The organism is Streptomyces collinus, from assembly GCF_031348265.1.
Taxonomy (GTDB): Bacteria; Actinomycetota; Actinomycetes; order Streptomycetales; family Streptomycetaceae; genus Streptomyces; species Streptomyces collinus.
The window spans coordinates 7,093,632-7,112,187 of sequence record NZ_CP133771.1 but is presented as its reverse complement, the minus strand read 5'-3'; the positions used below and the strand labels follow the sequence as shown (position 1 = coordinate 7,112,187).

The following is an 18,556-nucleotide window of genomic DNA, read 5'->3' as shown; positions in this document are numbered from 1 at the left end:
GTACAGCCCGTACGGAACCCTCAAATCAACCTCTGGACCCGGCCCCGGGGGCTTCAACTGCCCCCGGGGCCGGGCACATTCTCGTCACACGGGGTCCGCCGGCACGGGGGCGGCGGGCCCCGGTACGGGGGTGAAGCCATGAGCGACGGTACGGCGGCCCGGCTGGAGCCGCACGAGATCGCACTGCTGGGGGACGGCCCGCGGGCCGCCGTGACCGTCGCCGTGGTGGACCTGCATCTGCGGGGCCTGGTGGAGCCCGACCTGCCCGGGACGGTCCGGGCACGTGTCGTGGACGCCGGGGAAGCGGTCGAGGCCGTACAGCCGCCCTCTCCCCTCGCGGCCGCGGTGCACGGCTGCCTGCGCGCGCCCGCGGAGCCCAAGGCCTTGGTGAAGGATCCCGGCATCCGTCTCGCCGTGGCCGTCATGCGCATCCCGCTCGCGGAGGCGGGCCTGCTGCGCTATCCCCTGCTCGGCGCGACCCGCGCCGCCCGCCGCCACGTCCGGGAGCTGCGGCACGAGCATCCCCTGCCGGCGAGTCGGCACGGCCTGAGCGACCGTGAACGGCTGCTGCTGGTCGCCCTGCACGGTGAGGCCCGCCCTGCGGCTGCTGGTGCCGCGGTTCGCCCTGCGGGCGGGTCTGGTCCGGCGGGCCGAGGTGGGCGGCGCGGACCTCTTCCAGCACTCGCCGCGCGGGACGGGCGGCGTCGGTGGGGGCGTCTACTACTGCGGCGGGGGCGGCGGAGGCGGCGGGGACTGACCCTCGGGGCGGGAGTCCCGGAGGAAGACAGAAGGGGCGGTCCGTCCTTCCGGACGGGCCGCCCCCTGTGCTGCGCGGGTGTCAGACCTTCAGCGTCCTGATCGACGTCGGCGCATGGCCCGGCTCCGTGGCGATCTCCTCGAACTCCACGACGTTGCCGATGTCGTTGGTGGTCGACATGGAGATGTTGGTGACGCGCTCCAGGATCGCCTCGACGACGACCGGGACCCGGTGCTCCGCGGCCAGCTTCTTGGCCTGCTCGAAGGCGTCGCCCAGCTCGGCGGGGTCGGTGACGCGGATGGCCTTGCAGCCGAGGCCTTCGGCGACCTTGACGTGGTCGACGCCGTAGACGCCGAGCTCCGGGGAGTTGAGGTTCTCAAACTCCAGGTTGACCTGGAAGTCGATCTCGAACGCCCGCTGCGCCTGCCGGATCAGGCCCAGGTAGGAGTTGTTCACCAGGACGTGCACGTACGGGATGCGGTGCTGCGCGCCGACGGCGAGTTCCTCCAGCATGAACTGGAAGTCGTAGTCCCCGGAGAGGGCGACGACGGACGCCTCCGGGTCGGCCTTGGCGACGCCGAGTGCGGCCGGGATGGTCCAGCCGAGCGGACCGGCCTGGCCGCAGTTGATCCAGTGCCGGGGCCGGTAGACGTGCAGCATCTGGGCGCCGGCGATCTGCGAGAGGCCGATGGTGGAGACGTACCGGGTCTCCGGGCCGAAGGCCTTGTTCATCTCCTCGTAGACGCGCTGCGGCTTGATCGGGATGTCGTCGAAGTGCGTACGGCGCTGGAGGGTCGCCTTGCGCTCCTGCGCGGCCTCGGCCCACGCGGAACGGTCGGGCAGCCCGCCGGCCGCCTTCAGCTCGCGGGCGACCTCGACGAACAGTTCCAGGGCGGCCTTGGCGTCGGAGGCGATGCCGTAGTCCGGGGCGAAGATCTTGCCGATCTGGGTGGGCTCGATGTCGACGTGAACGAACGTCCGCCCGGCCGTGTAGACGTCGAGCTTGCCGGTGTGGCGGTTGGCCCAGCGGTTGCCGATGCCGAGGACGAAGTCGGACTCCAGGAAGGTCGCGTTGCCGTAGCGGTGCGAGGTCTGCAGGCCCACCATGCCGGCGTTCAGTTCATGGTCGTCCGGCAGCAGGCCCCAGCCCATCAGGGTCGGGACGACCGGGGTGCCGGTCAGTTCGGCGAACTCCACGAGGAGTTCGGCGGCGTCGGCGTTGATGATGCCGCCACCCGCGACGATCAGGGGCCGCTCGGAGGCGTTCAGCATCCCGATGGCCTTCTCGATCTGGGCGCGGGACGCGGCGGGCTTGTAGACCGGGAGGGGCTCGTACGTCTCCGGGTCGAACTCGATCTCCGTCAGCTGGACGTCGATCGGCAGGTCGATGAGGACCGGGCCGGGGCGGCCGGAGCGCATCAGGTGGAAGGCCTGCTGGAAGACGCCCGGGACCTGCGCGGCCTCCAGCACCGTGACGGCCATCTTCGTGACCGGTTTGGCGATGGAGGCGATGTCGACGGCCTGGAAGTCCTCCTTGTGGATCACGGCGGTCGGGGCCTGGCCCGTGATGCACAGGATCGGGATGGAGTCGCCGGTCGCGGAGTACAGACCCGTGATCATGTCGGTGCCGGCCGGGCCCGATGTGCCGATGCAGACGCCGATGTTGCCCGGGTGGGTGCGGGTGTAGCCCTCGGCCATGTGCGAGGCGCCCTCGACGTGCCGGGCGAGGGTGTGGGCGATGCCGCCGGAGGCCTTGAGCGCCGCGTAGAACGGGTTGATCGCCGCGCCGGGGACACCGAACGCGTCGGCGACGCCCTCACGCTTGAGGATCTCAACTGCCGCGCGGGCAGCGGTCATTCGAGCCATCGAGTACTCCTGCTTCGGCTGTCGGATTCGCACTCCCGTCGCGCCCCGCGGTGAGCTTCTTCCGTATTGCGGAATTTGTTTTCTACTATCTGGAATGAATGTATGCGGGGTGGGCGAGGGGCGTCAAGAGACGCCAAGCGCCGGACAGGGCGGGCCCCGAGGGAGCACGATGGGCACGCTGTCCCGACGCGACACGGTTCTGGAGTGGCCATGACCGAGACCGTTGCGGTGCGCTGCCCGGCCTGCCGCCGCGAGCACCGCTACACGGCTCCCGCTTACCCCTGCGCGTGCGGCGCGCCGGTCGCCCCGCGACTGGACCGCGACGGCTCGCCGACGCCCGTCTCGCACCGCGTCTGGCAGGACGACTGGGTGACGGTGCGGTGCGGCTCCTGCGGGCGGCACGGCGAGTGGCCGCACCCGGAGGTGGGGTGCGCGTGCGGAGTGGTGCTGCGGGTGGCGGTGGTGGAGGGCCGGGGCGGAATCGGGGACCACCACCCGGCGTCCGGCGGGACGTCGCCCGCCGGGAGCGCGAGGACCGGCCGGGACGCGGCGGTGGGCCAGGACGAGCCGTCCGCCACCGAGGCTACGGCGGCCGGGGACGACGGAGGCTGCCAGGAGACGACGAGGGCCCGGGACGACGGGGGCGCCCAGGAGGCGACGGCGGCCGGGGACGACGCGGGCCGCCGGGAGACGACGACGGCCCGGGACCACACGAACGGCCGGGAGACGACGACGGCCCGGGACCACACGGACGGCCGGGAGACGACGACGGCCCACGACGACGGGAGCGGCCAGGACGCCGCACCCTGCCTTCGCCCGCCGGCGGGCCCGCACCCGGAGCCCGCCTCCCCCCAAGCGTGCGCTGCCGACGATGCCGCCTCCGCCGATACCGCCGCCCCCACCGACGCCGCACCCCACCCCGAGGCACCCACCACCGCCGACGCCACACCCGCCGCTTCCCCCACCGGCACAGGCGACGCCACCTCCGCCGCCGCAGGCGACTCCACCCCCGCCACCTCCACCGCCCCCGGAGACGCCGCCCCCGCCCACACCTCCGCCGCCCCGGCCGACGCCACCCCCGCCCGGCCCCCCTTCCGGTCCGTCACCATCCGCACCGCCCTCGACGCCGTCACCGCCACCGCGCTGTATCTGCGCTGGCTCGGATACCGGGGTGTGCGGCGGGCGGACCAGCGGCCCCCGTCCGGTATCGGACTGGCCGCCCGCGGTGTCGTCGCGCAGGTGGACCCTGCCGTGCGCCCGGCGGGTCTGCGGGACGTGGAGTGCCTGTGGCTGACGGCCATGACCGAGTCCGCCGACGGCCTCTACTTCTCCCTCGCCGGATACGCCGACGACGCCCGGGCCCGCGCCGACGCCCTGGGCGTCCCGCTGTTCGTCCTGGACCTCACCGGCACACCGAGGCCGGTGAACGCCCCGGCCGAGACCCTGGCCGCGACCGGCTCCGGGAAGCGGGCCCCCTGACCACGCCGGCGCACCGCATACTCACCGCATGCGCATCCGCCCCGCGACCCCGGCCGAACTCCCCGCCCTCCAGGACGTCGAGCGGGCCGCCGGCGCTCCCTTCCGCGACCTCGGCATGCCGGAGATCGCCGACGACGAGCCGCCCGCCCTCGACGTCCTGGAGCACTACCGCAGGGCGGGCCGCTGCTGGGTAGCCGCCTCCGGCCCGCAGGACGGGCCGGTCGCCTACCTCCTCGCCGAACCGGTCGACGGCGCCCTGCACATCGAGCAGGTCTCGGTCCACCCGCGGGCCGCACGCCGGGGCGTGGGCCGAGCCCTCCTGGCCCACGCCGCCGACCGCGCCCGCGAGGAGGGGCTGACCTCCCTGACGCTGACCACCTTCACGGACGTCCCGTGGAACGCCCCCTACTACGAGCGCCTCGGCTTCCGCCCGCTCCCCGAGGAGGACCTCACGCCCGGCCTCCGCGCGATCCGCGCCACGGAGGCCGCACACGGCCTGAACCGCTGGCCGCGGGTGTGCATGCGCGCACCGCTGTGACGGGCGGGCAGCCCTCCGCGCCGCCCCTCAACCGTCCGCGAACCGCTCCCGCAGCTCCACCTTGCGTACCTTCCCGGACACCGTCATCGGGAAGGAGTCGAGGATCCGCACCCGGGCCGGCACCTTGTAGTGCGCCAACTGCCCCTCGCAGAAGGCCCGGAGCTCCTCCAGTGTCGGCGGGTCGTCCGGGTCGCGTGCGATGACGCAGGCCAGGACCTCCTCGCCGTAGCGCTCGTCCGGGACGCCGACGACCTGGACGTCCTGGATCTTCGGGTGGCCGTAGAGGAACTCCTCGATCTCGCGGGGGTAGATGTTCTCCCCGCCCCGGATGATCATGTCCTTGATGCGGCCGACGATCTCGACGTAGCCGTCCTCGCGCATCACGGCGAGGTCGCCCGTGTGCATCCAGCGGCCGGCGTCGACGGACTCGGCGGTCTTCTCCGGCTCGTTCCAGTAGCCGAGCATCACGCTGTAGCCGCGGGTGCACAACTCGCCCGCCGTGCCGCGCGGCCGGGTGACCCCCGTCGCCGGGTCGACGATCTTGACCTCGATGTGCGGCAGGACCCGGCCGACCGTGCCGGTGCGGTGCTCCAGGTCGTCGTCCCGGCGGGTCTGGAGGGACACCGGGGACGTCTCGGTCATGCCGTAGCAGATGGAGACCTCCGCCATGTGCATCTCGGCGACCACCCGCTTCATCACCTCCACCGGGCAGGGCGAGCCCGCCATGATGCCGGTGCGCAGGGAGGAGAGGTCGTAGGAGGCGAAGTCGGGGAGGTTCAGCTCGGCGATGAACATCGTCGGGACGCCGTAGAGCGAGGTGCAGCGCTCCTGCTGCACCGCGTCGAGGGTCGCCTTCGGGTCGAAGGACGGGGCGGGGATGACCACGCAGGCGCCGTGCGAGGTGGCGGCGAGATTGCCCATCACCATGCCGAAGCAGTGGTAGAAGGGCACCGGGACGCAGATCCGGTCCTGCTCGGAGTAGGCGATCGACTCACCGACGAAGTAGCCGTTGTTGAGGATGTTGTGGTGGGAGAGGGTCGCGCCCTTGGGGAAGCCCGTGGTGCCGGAGGTGTACTGGATGTTGATCGGGTCGTCGCAGGACAGTTCGTCGTACGTTGCGCCGGGGACCGCCCGGCCGAGCAGCGCCTCCCAGCCCGGGTCGCCGAAGTACACCACCTCCCGCAACTCCGGGACGCGACCGCGCACTTGCTCGACCATCGCCCGGTAGTCGCTCGTCTTGTGGCTGAGGGAGGCGAACAGCAGGGAGACGCCCGCCTGCTTCAGGACGTACTCCACCTCGTGGGTGCGGTACGCCGGGTTGATGTTCACCATGATCGCGCCGATGCGGGCGGTGGCGTACTGGACGAGCACCCACTCGGGGCAGTTGACGGCCCAGATGCCCACCCGGTCGCCCTTGGCGACACCGGAGGCGTGCAGGGCGGAGGCCAGCTCGTCGACCGCCGCGCCGAACTCGGCGTACGTCCAGCGCCGTCCGGACGGCACGTCGACCAGCGCCTCGCGGTCCGGCCAGGCGGCCACCGCCCGGTCCAGGTTGGCCCCGATGGTGTCGCCGAGCAGCGCCGTCCCGCCGGTTCCGTGGCTGTAGGAGTTCACCGGAAGTCCTCCTCGCGGTACTCGGCGTCCGACCCGGCCGCCGTGGCCTCACGCAGCTCGATCCGGCGGATCTTGCCGGAGACGGTCTTGGGCAGGGCCCCGAACTCCAGGCGGCGGATGCGCTTGTAGGGGGCCAGCGTCTCCCGGGAGTGCTCGAACAGGACCTTGGCCGTGTCGGGGCCGGGCTGCCAGCCCTCCGCCAGGACGACGTAGGCCTTCGGGACGGCGAGCCGCAGTTCGTCCGGGGCGGGCACGACCGCCGCCTCTGCGACCGCCTCGTGCTCCAGCAGCGCGCTCTCCAGCTCGAACGGGCTGATCTTGTAGTCGGAGGCCTTGAAGACGTCGTCACTTCGCCCGATATAGACCAGATATCCCTCTTCATCCCTGGATGCGACATCCCCCGTGCGGTAGTAGCCGCCGGCCATCGCCTCCGCCGTGCGGTCGGCGTCGCCGTGGTATCCGGTCATCAGGCCGACGGGGCGGTCCGACAGGTCGAGCGCGATCTCGCCTTCGGCCGCGCCCGGCGCGCCGGAGACCGGGTCGAGGAGCTCGACGCGGTAGCCGGGGCTCGGCCGGCCCATGGAGCCGGTCTTGAGCGGCTGGCCGGGACTGTTGGCGACCTGCACGGCCGTCTCGGTCTGGCCGAAACCGTCCCGGATGGTGCGGTTCCAGGCCCGGCGGACCTGCTCGATGACCTCCGGGTTGAGCGGCTCACCGGCCGCGACGACCTCGCGGGGCGGGGTGCGCAGCTGCGTCAGGTCGGCCTGGATGAGCATGCGCCACACGGTCGGCGGGGCGCAGAAGGTGGTGACGCCCGCCCGGTCCATCTCGGTCATGAGACGGACGGCGTCGAAACGCGTGTAGTTGTGCAGGAAGACGGTCGCCTCGGCGTTCCACGGGGCGAACAGGTTGGACCAGGCGTGCTTGGCCCAGCCGGGTGAGGAGATGTTCAGGTGTACGTCGCCGGGTTTCAGGCCGATCCAGTACATGGTCGACAGATGGCCGATCGGGTACGACGTGTGGGTGTGCTCGACGAGTTTGGGCCGGGCGGTGGTGCCCGAGGTGAAGTAGAGCATCAGCGGGTCGTCGGCCCGGGTGGGGCCGTCGGGGGTGAAGCCGGCCGAGGCGCCGTAGGCGTCGTCCAGCGGCAGCCAGCCGTCCGGCACCGCGCCGGCGGCGCCCGCGGCGATGCGCGTGTAGTCGCCGGGGACATCGGCGAACTTGCCGGTGTCCTCGGGGCGCGCGATGACGTGCCGGACCCGGCCGCGCTCGACGCGGTCGCGCAGGTCGGCGGGGCCCAGCAGCGGGGTGGCCGGGATGACCACCGCGCGCAGCTTCATCGCGGCGAGGGCGGTGATCCACAGTTCGGCCTGGTTGCCGAGCATGACGAGGATCCGGTCCTCGGCGCGCACGCCCCGGGCGCGCAGCCAGGTGGCGAACTGCGCCGACCGTACCGACATCTCCCCGAAGGACAGCCGGGTCTCACGGCCGTCCTCCTCGACGAGGTGCAGGGCGGTGCGGGCGTTGCCGTCGGCGATCTCGTCGAACCAGTCGAGCGCCCAGTTGAAGTACTCGGGGCGGGGCCAGCGGAAGCCCTCGTAGGCCCTCGGGTAGTCCTCGCGGTGCTCCAGCAGGAAATCCCGCGCGTCGCGGAACAGTGCCGTCGCCGATGTCATCTGTCCTCCTGGGTGCCGGACCATTGCCGGGCGGCTCCGAGCCATCGTGTAATCCGTGATGCAGGTCTCACTACCCCCGAACGGGGGGTGCGCCCGCGCAGGAGCCGTAGTGAAGGGGCGATCAGGTGACGACAGACGCGTCCGACGCGGTCGAGATGCGCAACGCGCTGCTGCGCCTGCGGCGGGGCACCGGCCTTCCGATCGCCTTCGGCGGCCTGCTGGAGGCCGGGCAGCAGATGCGCATCAGCGAGCTGAGCGGCACGGCGACGCACGCCCTGCGGTCGCTGGTGGTGACGTCCGGCACCGGTCTCGGCGGCAAGACGGTGGCGCTGTCCCGGCCGTGTGTGGTGACGGACTATTCGGCGTCGCGGCAGATCAGCCACGAGTACGACGCCCCGGTGGCCGTGGAGGGGCTGCGCTCGGTGCTGGCCGTGCCGGTGGTGGTGCGGCACCGGGTGCGCGGGGTGCTGTACGGGGCGCTGCGCACGGCCCTGCCGCTGGGCGGCCGGATGCTGGACGCGGCGGTCGAGGCGGCGCGGGACCTGGAGCGGGCGCTGGCCGTCCGGGACGAGGCCCGCACGCTCGTCGCCGGGGCGGGTCCGGGGTGGGAGCAGGTGCGGGAGGCGCACGCGGCTCTGCGGGCGCTGGCCGGGCGGATCACGGACCCGGAGCTGCGCGCGGAGCTGCTCGGCGCGTGCGCGCTGCTGACGGCCGAGTCCGCCGAGTCCGCCGGGTCGGCGGCCGAATCCGGCGGGTCGGCCCGGGTCCGGCTGGCGCCGCGCGAGGTGGACGTCCTGGCGTGTGTCGCGGCGGGTGCGACGAACGCCGTCGCCGCCGACCGGCTGGGCGTGACGCCGGAGACCGTCAAGGGGTACCTGCGGTCGGCCATGCGGAAGCTGCGGGCCCGCACCCGTGGCGAGGCGGTGGTCGCCGCGCGCCGGGCGGGGTGGTTGCCGTAGGTTTGTGGTGTTTTCTGTCGCACGTGATCGTTCGAGCCGCCGGAGCGTACCCGACGGGGCACCGGCCTCGCGTTCCGCCGCATTCGGGAGACCGATGAATTCGCCCGCCGGCACCCGTTGTAATTTCCCTCACGACGCCGTCCCTCCGAAATTCAAAGAGCTGTTGCCTAATATTGGCCAGGACACGACACAGGGAGGGGAGCCGTGACCGTGCGACGGGACTTCCAGGAGCCTCCCAGGAGCCGCCCCGACCTGGTCATCGGCCGAGAGGAACTGTTCACCTCGGCCCGTGAGCAGCTCGGCCGGGGCGGCAGTGTGCTGCTGCACGGTCCGGCCGGAATTGGAAAGTCGACGGTCCTGCGGGCGCTGGCCGCGGATTACGGCGGTGCGGCGCGGACGGTGTTGCGCTGCTCGGCGACCGAGTCGGAATCCCACCTGCCCTTCCTGGCGCTGGCCGACCTGTTCGGGCTGGTCCTGGAGGACGTGTCGGCTGCACTGCCCGGCGCCCAGCGCACCGCCCTGGAGTCGGCGCTGACCGGCCGCGGCGAGTCCACCCTCCAGCGGGACGGGCTCGCGCTGCGTCTGGCGGTGCTGTCGGCGCTGCGGGTCCTCGCCGCGAAGGGCCCGGTGCTGGTGGTCGCCGACGATCTGCAGTGGCTGGATGCCGCCAGTGCGGAACTGCTCGGCTTCGCGGCCCGCCGGCTGGGTGACACGCCCGTGCAGATGCTGTGCGCGGTGCGGACCGAGGGCCAGGAGTACGACCGGCACCTGCCGGCGTCCCCGCCCGACACGCTCGCCGTCCGGCTGGGCCCGCTGAACCGTACGCAGGTCTCGGCGCTGCTCGACCACCGCGGTTACACGCCCCTGTCCCGCTCCACGGTCCGCGACATCCACCGCACCAGCGGCGGCAACCCGCTCTTCGCGCTGGAGCTGGGGCGTGCCCTGGCCGAGAGCCCGGCCCGGCCGCGCCCGGGCGAGCCGCTGCCGGTGCCCACCTCGCTGCGGGCCCTGGTGCTGAGCCGGCTGGAGATGCTGTCGGACGAGGCGCGCCGCACCCTCCTGGTGGCCAGCGCCGGTGCCCGTCCCACGCTGGCGCTGCTGCACGCGGCCGGCCGGGAGCACGCCGAGGCCGAGACGGCCCAGGCGGCGGCCCTGGGGCTGCTCGCCACGGACCCCGAGGCACCGGCCCTGCGGTTCGCGCACCCGCTGATCTCGGCCGCGCTCTACGCGGAGGCCCCGGCGCAGGAGCGGCGGGCCGTGCACGCCGCGCTGTCCACGGCGGCCTCCGACCCGATCGAGCGGGCCCGGCACCTGGCCCTGGCGACCACCGGCACCGACCCGGACGTGGCGGCCCGGCTCGCCGAGGCCGGGGCGCTGGCCCGGGACCGCGGCGCCCCTTCCGTGGCGGCCTCGCTCGGGCTGCTCGCCGCCCGGCACACCCCGGCGGACAGCACCCCGGGCCCCGACGAGCGGCGTCTGCAGGCCGCGGAGGACGCGATCACCGCCGGCGAGGCCGATCTCGCCCGGGACATCGCACGTGACGTACTGACGCGTGCCACCGTGCCCGCGGAGCGGGTGCGGGCGTGGATGGTGGTCATCGAGGCGGCCGGGCAGGCCCTCGGTGACGTCGACGCCGTCTTCCCGCAGGTCCTGGCCGACGCGGGAGACGACCCGTGTCTGCTCGCCCAGGTCTACTACCAGCTGGCCTGGCGCGGCCTGGTCGTCGAGGGCGACTTCGCCGAGGCCCGCCAGGAGGCGGCGCACGCGGCGGAGCTGGCCGCCCGGGGCGGGGACCGCCGGACCGAGTTGATGGCGCTGTCCTTCCAGGCCTCCACCGAGACCCTGATGGGCCACCCGGACGCCCCCGCGACCGTCAAACGGGCGCTGAAGGAACCCCAGGACCCCTATGTGGCCTGCCACCACAACGGCGCCGGATCGGCACGGTTCCGCTGGCTGATCATGAGCGACCAGCTGCCCGAGGCGCGGGCGACGATCACCGCGCTGCTCCGGGAGGTGCGCCGGCGCGGGATGGTCGAGAGCGAGGTGCACTTCCTGCGCTTCCTCGCCGACACGGAACTGCGCTCCGGGCACTGCGGCCGGGCCCTGGACCTGGCCCGCGAGAGCCTGCGGCTCGCCCGGGACTCCGGGATCGGCGAAGGTGCCTCGGCCATGCTCGCCTCCCTCGCGGAGGCCTCCGCCGGGGACGTCGACCGGGCCCTGGCCCTCGCCCGGGAGGCGGCGGACCACGCCGAGGTCGACGGTGACCAGATGTACCTGTCCCGGGCCCTCGCGGCGCTGGGCTACGCCCAGTTGGTGGCCGGCGACCCGGCCGCCGCCGTCCGTTCGCTGCGCCGGGTGCGGGAGCTGGAGCAGGGTCTCGGCATCAACGACCCCGGGCGCGGGCGCTGGCACGGCGACCTCGCCGAGTCCCTGGTCCGCATCGGCGAGCCGGGCGAGGCCCAGGACGTCATCGACACGACCCGGGCGCACGCCCTGCGGCTGGGCCGGCAGAGCGTGCTGGCCGTCCTCGACCGGGCCGAGGCGCTGGTGCGGGCGGCGCGCGGCGAACACGAGGCCGCCGTCGTCCGGTTGACGTCCGTGCAGGACCGGCTCGGCCGGCTCGGGTACGGCCTGGAGGAGGCCCGGGCCGCCTTCGCGCTGGCCCGGCTGCGCGCCCAGGCCGCCGCCCTCCCCCGCACGGGCGCGAGGCCGCTGCCGGGACCGGCGTCGTACGACGAGGCCGCCCGGCTGTTCCGGCGCTGCCGCGCGCTGCCCTGGCTGCGGCAGGTCGACGCCGCCGCCACGGCCGGTCCCACCGCGGCGGAACCGCCCGCCGCCGCGCCGGCCGTCGCCCTGGACGCGCTGGAGGGCCTGGCCGCGATGGAGCGTCAGGTCGCATCGCTGGTGATGGAGGGCGCGACCAACCGGGAGATCGCGGCACGCCTGTTCATCAGCGTCAAGACCGTCGAGGCCACCCTCACCCGGGTCTACCGCAAGCTCGGGATCCGCTCCCGGGTGGACATCGTCCGGCTGGCCGCCGGCCGCCGAACGACCTGACGCCACCTGGGTTTACGCGACCGGACCGAGGGTTATCCCTCCCCAACTCCCTTAGGGGGTTCCCTCATTGGGAGCCCCCTCGTCCGGGCTCTAGCTTTGGGGCGTGCCGCTCGCCGGGCACACGGAGATCCGAACAACGGCGTCAGGGTCCCCGTGCACGACCACCCGCGCGACCCCCCACCGGCAACTCCCCAAGGAGACCCATGTTCGGGCTCAACGCCGCCAAGAAGGCCGCCGCCGTCGCCGCGGCGACCGCTGCCGCCGCCACGACCGCGCTGCTCGCCGCCCCCACGGCCGTCGCCGCGCCCCAGCCGATCGTCGGCGGCACCACGACCACGACGTCCGCGTACCCCTTCGTCATGCAGATCACGGACGCCTCGCAGAACCAGTTCTGCGGCGGCACGCTCGTCTCGCCCAAGAAGGTCGTCACCGCCGCGCACTGCATGGTCGGCGAGACCACGAGCAGCGTGCGCGTCGTCGGTGGCCGCACCTACCTCAACGGCACCAACGGCACGGTCGCCAGAGTCAGCAAGATCTGGATCCACCCGAGTTACACCGACACCTCCAACGGCGACGACGTGGCCGTGCTGACGCTGTCGACCTCGATGCCGTACACCCCGGCGAAGTACGTCTCCTCCTCCCAGACCTCGGTGTACGCGGCCGGCACCACCGCCCGCATCCTCGGCTGGGGCGACACCTCCGAGAACGGCAGCGCCTCCAACCAGCTGCGCACCGCGACCGTACCGACCGTGTCCGACTCCAGTTGCGCGAGCTCCTACGGCTCCGACTTCGTGCAGAGCGACATGGTGTGCGCCGGAAAGACCTCCGGCGGCGTGGACACCTGCCAGGGCGACAGCGGCGGCCCCCTGCTCATCGGGGGCGTCCTGGCAGGCATCACTTCCTGGGGCGAAGGCTGCGCCCAGGCCGGTTTCCCGGGTGTCTACACCCGGCTGACCACCTTCTCCAACCTGGTCACGACGCAGGTCAACTCGTGATCAGCAGCTGACTCCTGAGTACCCCTCAGGTGAAAGACCAGGGGGCGTTGCGGGCCTCCACGAGCGGCCCGCAACGCCCCCTCTCCATGTCGGGACGGTCTCTAGCCCCGTACGACGCCGAACCGGATGTCGTAGGACGACCCCGGGTGCATGACCCGCAGCATCCGCTCCCCCTCGGCCGTGACGTCGTCCCGTCGGCTCCGGCTGAGGCGGTCGAAGGGTTCGATCACGAGCGCGTCCTCCTCCAGTCGCCACAGCCCGGCGAGGAAGCCGTCGACAAGGAGCGTGCAGTAGGCCATGTTCCCCTTCCAGGAGCGGCCGCGGTGCTCGGGCGGGACGACGCGGGTGCGGTCGGCGTGCGAGAGCAGCAGGTTGTCGAACTCGGGGAGGAAGCGCGGCGGTGCGGGGGTCTCCGGGCCGGGGCGGGGGGCGTCCGGGAGGTCGAAGAGTTCGACGCCGGTCTCGTCCCGGAAGGTCACGAGCTGCGGGCGGAGGCGTTCGAAGGCGTCGCGCATCCGGGTCATGCCGGCCCAGGCCTGCATGTCCTGCACCGACGCCGGGCCGAAGGCGGCGAGATAGCGCAGGACGACCGCGTCGGGCGCGGGGGCCGGCTGCGCGGGCCGGCCGAGCCAGTGCTCGGCGGTGGTGAGACGGACCTGCCCGCTGCGCCCCCACAGCCCCCGGGGCGTCACCTGCACGAGCGGGAGACGGCAGCGGGCGGCGACGGCCAGGGCCTGCGGATCGGCGTCGGGCCACTCCCGGAGCAGGGCCTCGCGCAGCTGCGTCATGGTGCGGGGCTCGGTCTCGACGAGGTCGCGGGCGAGTCCGGCGAGCCGCTCCAGGTCGACACCGGCGAGTCCCTTGCGGAAGGTGACGAGTTCCCGGTCCCGGGCGGGCTGCACCAGCGGCCGCAGGGTGAGGCAGTCGTCCGCGGTGTGGGTGTGGATGGTGGAGCGCATCGTGACGATCCGGACGGCCTCGCGGTCCGCCATCAGCCGGGACAGCGCCTCGGGGGTGAAGCCGTCGAGGCGGGCGGCGAGCGCATAGTAGGGCGGCTTGACGTTCTGCGCCTGGAGCCCGACCAGATGCTCGACGGCCGCCGCGACGGACAGCCGGGCCGGGCGCAGGAGCAGCTGCCGGTCGAGGGTCGCGCGGTTGAGGGCACGCGTGCCGAGCAGGGGTGCCGTGCCGGTGACGCTCCGCTTGGTGTTCGCCATGCGATGCACGGTAGCGGGGGTTGCGGACGGATTCTGTCCGCAACTTGACGGGTTCCGGTGCCGGCTTCGCGTGGAGCCGGCCGGGGTTCACGGCTGAACGGGGGCGAGGACGGCCGGGGTTCGCCTTCGCGTGGTCGCCCCCGCCCAGCACGTGTCCTGCTGTGTGACCTCGTCTGCGCGAGTCCCTACCTCGTCCTTGAGCGGCGGGACCGGCTCCGGTCGGGCGCCGCGGGATGTCCGCCCATATCTCAGGCCACCGGATCGAGGAAGGTGAGCACGGATGCGTCCTCCTCGATCAGTGGGGCGAGCGCGGCGTTGAACGGGCCGCCGTACGGGGCGCCCAGGTGTGCCCGGAAGGCGTCCTCGTCCCGGTACACCTCGAAGATCCAGAAGGCGCGCGGGTGGGTGGTCCTGGTGTAGACGTCGAAGACGAGGTTGCCCGCTTCCGTCCGCACGTTGCGGGCGTAGTCCCGCAGCAGCCGGGCGACTTCCTCCTCCGTTCCCTCGCGGGCGGTGAACTCGGCGAACAGGGTTTTCTTCACGGTGCGTCGACCTCCGTGGTCGCAGACGGCTGGGGGATCAGTTCCGGTAGGTGTCGAGATGGCGGACCTCGGCCTCGTCCAGCTTCACCGAGCCGTTCTCGGCGAAGACCCGCACTCCGTCGCTGGCGGGGTCGGGGAAGATCTGGTCGGTGATCACGGCCTCGCCGTTGCCGCCGAAAACCTCGACGGACGACCGGTCGACCAGGATCCGCAGCTTCACCTTGCCCTTCTCGGCCTTGAGCGGTGCGCGCTGGATGCCGGGGAAGGTGCTGTGGAAGTCCACGGTGCCGGAGCGGGTGCGGTCGACGTACAGCTCCTCGGTGGTGGCGTCGTAGCCGATGACCGTCTCCTCGCCCCCGGCGCCGGTGCGCACCTTCAGTCCGAAGCGGTCGGCGTCCCTGAGGGAGAAGGTCGCCTCGATGTCGAGCGCCTTGCCCTCGGCGGCAGGGCCGATCAGCGGCTTCGACGTGCTCTTGACCATGATGCCCGTCGCGGTCTCCGAACGGATGCGAAGGGAGTCGAGGCTGTTCACCGGCTTGCTGATCAGGCGGATCCGGCCGTCGACGGTGCGCAGGGCCATCTCCCGGGGGACGGTCTGCGCGCCGCGCCAGGGTGAGGTCGGGACGGCGCCGGCGTAGTCCCAGTTGTCCATCCAGCCGATCATGTACCGCTTGCCGCCGGGAGCGTTCTCCCAGGACACGGCCGCGTAGTAGTCCTTGCCGTAGTCGGCCCAGTCCGCGCGTTGCAGGACGGACTCGGCGGGGGCGTCGGCGGCGGTGAACCGGTCGGCCAGGAGGTGACCCCAGCCCCCGGTGTTCATGTCGGCGATCTGGATCTGCGCCTTCTTGCCGGCGTAGGGGCGCAGGTCGAAGGAGGCCCAGTCCAGCGTCTCGCTGCCCGCGCCCGTGGCGCTGCTGACGATCTCGCCGTCGACGAGCAGGTTGACGGACGTCTCCTCGGAGAGGGGCCGGGCCCGGGTGTCCGAGAGCACGATGTGGTCGACGTTGATATGACCCCAGCCACCCGTGTTGTCGTCGACGATCTCTATCCGCGCCTTCTTGCCGGCGAGGTCACGGACGTCCCAGGCGGCCCAGTTGAGCGTCTCGGTGTCCTTTCCGGTGGCGCTGCGTACGACCTTGCCGCCGACGACGAGTTCGACGGCGGTGGGGTTCGCGTGGCCGGCCGGGTGGGCGCCGCCGCCGACGAGGAAGTCGATGTAGTCCTTGTCGATGGTGAACTCGGGTGAGGTGAGGGTGCCGGTGGTGGCGTCACCGTTCAGATAGCTGTTGGCCAGGCCGTCGCCCAGCCACCCCGTCACCTGCTGCTGGTCGGGAAGGGTGCCGGTGGCGGGGGCCGTGCCGAAGGCGTCACCGGTCTTCGTCCAGTCGCCGTAGGAGCCGCCTTCGAAATCGCCGATGACCGTGCCCTCGGGGACGGGTCCGCGCTCCAGGACGGTTCCCTCCTCGTGCGGGTGCCTGCCGCCGCCGATCTTGAAGTTCAGGTAGGGGCTGTCGACGGTGAAGGAGGGTGAGGTGAGGGTGCCGGTCGCGGAGTCGCCGCCGTGGAAGCTGTTGGCGAGGCCCTTTCCCTCGAACCCCTCGACGGGCAGCTGCCCGTCCAGCGCCCCGGCCGACGGCCCCTGTCCGAAGGCGGTTCCGGTGGTCGTCCAGGTACCGAAGCCGGTGCCCTCGAAGTCCTGCACGACCGTGCCGCCGGGCGGGGTGTAGGTGCCCTTGTCGTCGGCCGTGAACTTCTCGCCGTCGAAGTCACCGATGAAGTACTGGGCAGCCGAACCGCCCGCGATGCCACCGGGATTGATGTTGACGACCAGGACCCACTTGATCTTCTTCTTGTTCCCGTCGACCGCGAGGGGGAACAGGTCGGGGCACTCCCACACACCGCCTGTCGCTCCCGCCGGACCGAACTCGCTCTGCAGCTTCCAGTCCTTGAGGTTCTTGGAGGAGTAGAACCGCACCTTGTGCTCGGCGGACAGCGACACCGTCATCAGCCAGCTCTTGGTGGGCTCGTACCACTGCACCTTGGGATCGCGGAAGTCCTTCGAGCCGATGTCGATGACGGGGTTGCCCTGGTACTTGGTCCAGGTGCGGCCCCGGTCGGTGCTGTAGGCGAGCGCCTGTGCCTGGGTGCCCGTGCTCTTGTCGAAGCCGGTGTAGACCGCCACCATGGCCGGGTTCTTCTTCGTGCCGAACCCGGTGGTGTTGTCCCGGTCGACGACAGCGCTGCCGGAGAAGACCATCTCCTCGTCGTCGTGCGACAGGGCGAGCGGCAGCTCCTTCCAGTGCACGAGGTCCTTGCTCACCGCGTGGCCCCAGGACATGTCGCCCCACGCGTTGCCGTTGGGGTTGTACTGGTAGAAGAGGTGGTATTCGCCCTTGTAGTAGACGAGGCCGTTGGGGTCGTTCATCCAGTTCTTCTGCGGCGTGTAGTGGAACTGGGGACGGTAGGTCTCGGAGTACGGCGGGGTGTCGGAGGCGACGGCCTGAGGGGCGAGCGTGGCGGTGGACAGGGCGCACACGGTCACCACCGCCGGAATCATCCGTCTGCGGGCATGCCGGGATACACGTCCAGAGCTCATGGTCTCTCCTGTGCTGCGGCCGCCCACACGGCGGAACCTGGGCCGCTCCGGTATGGACCGGCCGAGAAGTGCACGCCCGGGTCGCGCCCTCGTCCACGGCGTCGGCCCAGGGATGTCATCGTTGACTTGTGTCATCGATGACATCGCGATGGCCCGATGATGGAGGCAGTTCGACCGTCCCGTCAACGGTCCGGGCGTGATCGCTCCGACGCGGCGCGTCCGTCCGTCAGACGCGGTCGGCCGTCGCGAGCCGCGTCAGCTCGTGCTGCCACGGCGGGTTCGGACCGGCCACCGAGCACGTCAGCGAGGCGACCCGGACGGCGAACCGGCAGGCCTCCTCGACGTCGCCGAGCCGCAGATCCGTCAGCCGGCCGCCCAGGATCCCCAGGGTGCCGAGGTGATGCAGCAGGCCGGCGGTGAAGGAGTCCCCCGCCCCCACCGTGTCGACCACCCTCGTCGTGACCGCCGGCACCTCCACCCGTTCGCCGTCGAGCGAGGCCAGGACACCGTCTCCGCCGCGCGTGATCACGACGAGCCGGGCCCCCGCGGCATGCCAGATGTCGCACGCCCGCCCGGGGGGCGTGCCGGGCAGCAGGAGTTCGAGGTCGTCCTCACTGAGCCGCAGGATGTCGGTGAGCCGGCACCAGTGCCGCAGCCTCTCGCGGTAGACCTCGGGGCGTACCAGCAGCGGACGCACATTGGGGTCGATGCTGATGGTGGCCCGGGGGGCCGCCGCCGCCAGGAACTCCTCCACCACGGCCGCTCCGGGTTCGCGCACCAACGCGAGCGACCCCGTGTGCACACAGGCGGATCCGGACAGGTCCGCACCGGCGAGTTCCTGGGCCGTCCACTGCCAGTCGGCCGTGTTCTGCGCATGGAAGGAGAACGCGGCCTGCCCCTGGGCGTCCAGTTCCGCCACGGCCAGCGTGCTGGGTTCGGCCGCCTTGACGGCGTCCGACAGGTCCACACCGGACTCCTCCAGATGCGCCCGGAACAGGCGGCCGAACACGTCGTCGGACAGGCGCGCGAGGAAGCGGGCGGGGGTGCCGAGGCGGGCCAGCGACACGGCCGTGTTCGCAGGTCCACCCCCGGGCAGCACCCGCAGGGCGAGTTCGTTCGAGGCACCTGCGGGCTCGGCGAACGCATCCGCGACGCATTCTCCCAGGACGGTGATCTGACGCGGGCTCATGGGCTGCTCTCCTCTGCGACCGTGCGGCGAACGGATGCGCCGCGACCAGATCGCCGATCAGCTGCGGGGGA

At 72.4% G+C, this 18,556-nt stretch carries 12 protein-coding genes and 1 pseudogene; 6 read left to right on the top strand and 7 right to left on the bottom strand.

Features of this window, described 5'->3' with window-relative positions:
* Positions 1-138 precede the first annotated feature (138 nt).
* On the top strand, positions 139-858 hold the full coding sequence (locus tag RFN52_RS32150) for a TIGR04222 domain-containing membrane protein (RefSeq protein ID WP_311241099.1): 720 nt from the start codon (positions 139-141) through the stop codon (positions 856-858).
* Here RFN52_RS32150 and gcl read toward each other — a convergent pair.
* Positions 839-2,623 carry a glyoxylate carboligase gene (gene gcl, locus RFN52_RS32145; RefSeq protein WP_184851497.1) on the bottom strand — a complete coding sequence of 595 codons (1,785 nt, stop codon included), beginning with the start codon at positions 2,621-2,623 and terminating at the stop codon, positions 839-841. The two genes, RFN52_RS32150 and gcl, sit on opposite strands and share 20 nt — an antisense overlap.
* 1,083 nt (positions 2,624-3,706) lie before the next feature.
* On the opposite strand from gcl, the pseudogene RFN52_RS32135 reads away from it, so the two are divergent.
* Positions 3,707-4,102, top strand: a pseudogene (locus tag RFN52_RS32135) (hypothetical protein); the annotation flags it as partial.
* A 28-nt stretch (positions 4,103-4,130) separates the two neighbouring features.
* Complete coding sequence (locus tag RFN52_RS32130) at positions 4,131-4,640, top strand: GNAT family N-acetyltransferase (RefSeq protein WP_184851495.1); 510 nt, start codon at positions 4,131-4,133, stop codon at positions 4,638-4,640.
* Between the two features lie 27 nt (positions 4,641-4,667).
* Here the strand turns inward: RFN52_RS32130 and RFN52_RS32125 are convergent, their stop codons facing one another.
* Together RFN52_RS32125 and RFN52_RS32120 are read right to left on the bottom strand one after the other, a co-directional pair.
* Positions 4,668-6,254, bottom strand: coding sequence for an AMP-binding protein (locus RFN52_RS32125; protein WP_184851493.1), 1,587 nt, complete (start codon positions 6,252-6,254; stop codon positions 4,668-4,670).
* The gene (locus RFN52_RS32120; RefSeq protein ID WP_184851491.1) at positions 6,251-7,930 is read right to left on the bottom strand and encodes an AMP-binding protein; all 1,680 of its coding nucleotides are present in this window, start codon (positions 7,928-7,930) and stop codon (positions 6,251-6,253) included. The genes RFN52_RS32125 and RFN52_RS32120 overlap by 4 nt, the downstream gene beginning before the upstream one ends.
* A gap of 125 nt (positions 7,931-8,055) precedes the next feature.
* Here RFN52_RS32120 and RFN52_RS32115 point away from each other — a divergent pair, with 125 nt between their 5' ends.
* The 3 genes from RFN52_RS32115 (at position 8,056) to RFN52_RS32105 (ending at position 12,941) form a co-directional block, all read left to right on the top strand.
* Positions 8,056-8,889: a helix-turn-helix transcriptional regulator gene (locus tag RFN52_RS32115; protein WP_184851489.1), complete on the top strand. Its 834-nt coding sequence runs from the start codon at positions 8,056-8,058 to the stop codon at positions 8,887-8,889.
* A 204-nt stretch (positions 8,890-9,093) separates the two neighbouring features.
* Positions 9,094-11,946, top strand: coding sequence for a helix-turn-helix transcriptional regulator (locus RFN52_RS32110; protein WP_184851487.1), 2,853 nt, complete (start codon positions 9,094-9,096; stop codon positions 11,944-11,946).
* A 203-nt stretch (positions 11,947-12,149) separates the two neighbouring features.
* Complete coding sequence (locus RFN52_RS32105) at positions 12,150-12,941, top strand: S1 family peptidase (RefSeq protein ID WP_184851485.1); 792 nt, start codon at positions 12,150-12,152, stop codon at positions 12,939-12,941.
* Between the two features lie 101 nt (positions 12,942-13,042).
* Here RFN52_RS32105 and RFN52_RS32100 read toward each other — a convergent pair whose 3' ends face one another.
* The 4 genes from RFN52_RS32100 to RFN52_RS32085 all read right to left on the bottom strand — a co-directional run bounded on the left by RFN52_RS32100 (position 13,043) and on the right by RFN52_RS32085 (position 18,485).
* Positions 13,043-14,158, bottom strand: coding sequence for a winged helix DNA-binding domain-containing protein (locus RFN52_RS32100; protein WP_184851483.1), 1,116 nt, complete (start codon positions 14,156-14,158; stop codon positions 13,043-13,045).
* Positions 14,159-14,406: 248 nt separating this feature from the next.
* Complete coding sequence (locus tag RFN52_RS32095; protein ID WP_184851481.1) at positions 14,407-14,700, bottom strand: putative quinol monooxygenase; 294 nt, start codon at positions 14,698-14,700, stop codon at positions 14,407-14,409.
* 37 nt (positions 14,701-14,737) lie between these two features.
* Positions 14,738-17,296, bottom strand: coding sequence for a GH32 C-terminal domain-containing protein (locus RFN52_RS32090; protein WP_184851479.1), 2,559 nt, complete (start codon positions 17,294-17,296; stop codon positions 14,738-14,740).
* A gap of 226 nt (positions 17,297-17,522) precedes the next feature.
* Positions 17,523-18,485: a carbohydrate kinase family protein gene (locus tag RFN52_RS32085; RefSeq protein ID WP_184851477.1), complete on the bottom strand. Its 963-nt coding sequence runs from the start codon at positions 18,483-18,485 to the stop codon at positions 17,523-17,525.
* Positions 18,486-18,556: the final 71 nt, after the last annotated feature.

Coding starts and splice junctions, on each gene's coding strand:
- RFN52_RS32085 (WP_184851477.1), bottom strand. CDS start 18,485: ATGAGCCCGCGTCAGATCACCGTCCTGGGAGAATGCGTCGCGGATGCG.
- RFN52_RS32130 (WP_184851495.1), top strand. CDS start 4,131: ATGCGCATCCGCCCCGCGACCCCGGCCGAACTCCCCGCCCTCCAGGAC.
- RFN52_RS32100 (WP_184851483.1), bottom strand. CDS start 14,158: ATGGCGAACACCAAGCGGAGCGTCACCGGCACGGCACCCCTGCTCGGC.
- RFN52_RS32150 (WP_311241099.1), top strand. CDS start 139: ATGAGCGACGGTACGGCGGCCCGGCTGGAGCCGCACGAGATCGCACTG.
- RFN52_RS32105 (WP_184851485.1), top strand. CDS start 12,150: ATGTTCGGGCTCAACGCCGCCAAGAAGGCCGCCGCCGTCGCCGCGGCG.
- gcl (WP_184851497.1), bottom strand. CDS start 2,623: ATGGCTCGAATGACCGCTGCCCGCGCGGCAGTTGAGATCCTCAAGCGT.
- RFN52_RS32120 (WP_184851491.1), bottom strand. CDS start 7,930: ATGACATCGGCGACGGCACTGTTCCGCGACGCGCGGGATTTCCTGCTG.
- RFN52_RS32090 (WP_184851479.1), bottom strand. CDS start 17,296: ATGAGCTCTGGACGTGTATCCCGGCATGCCCGCAGACGGATGATTCCG.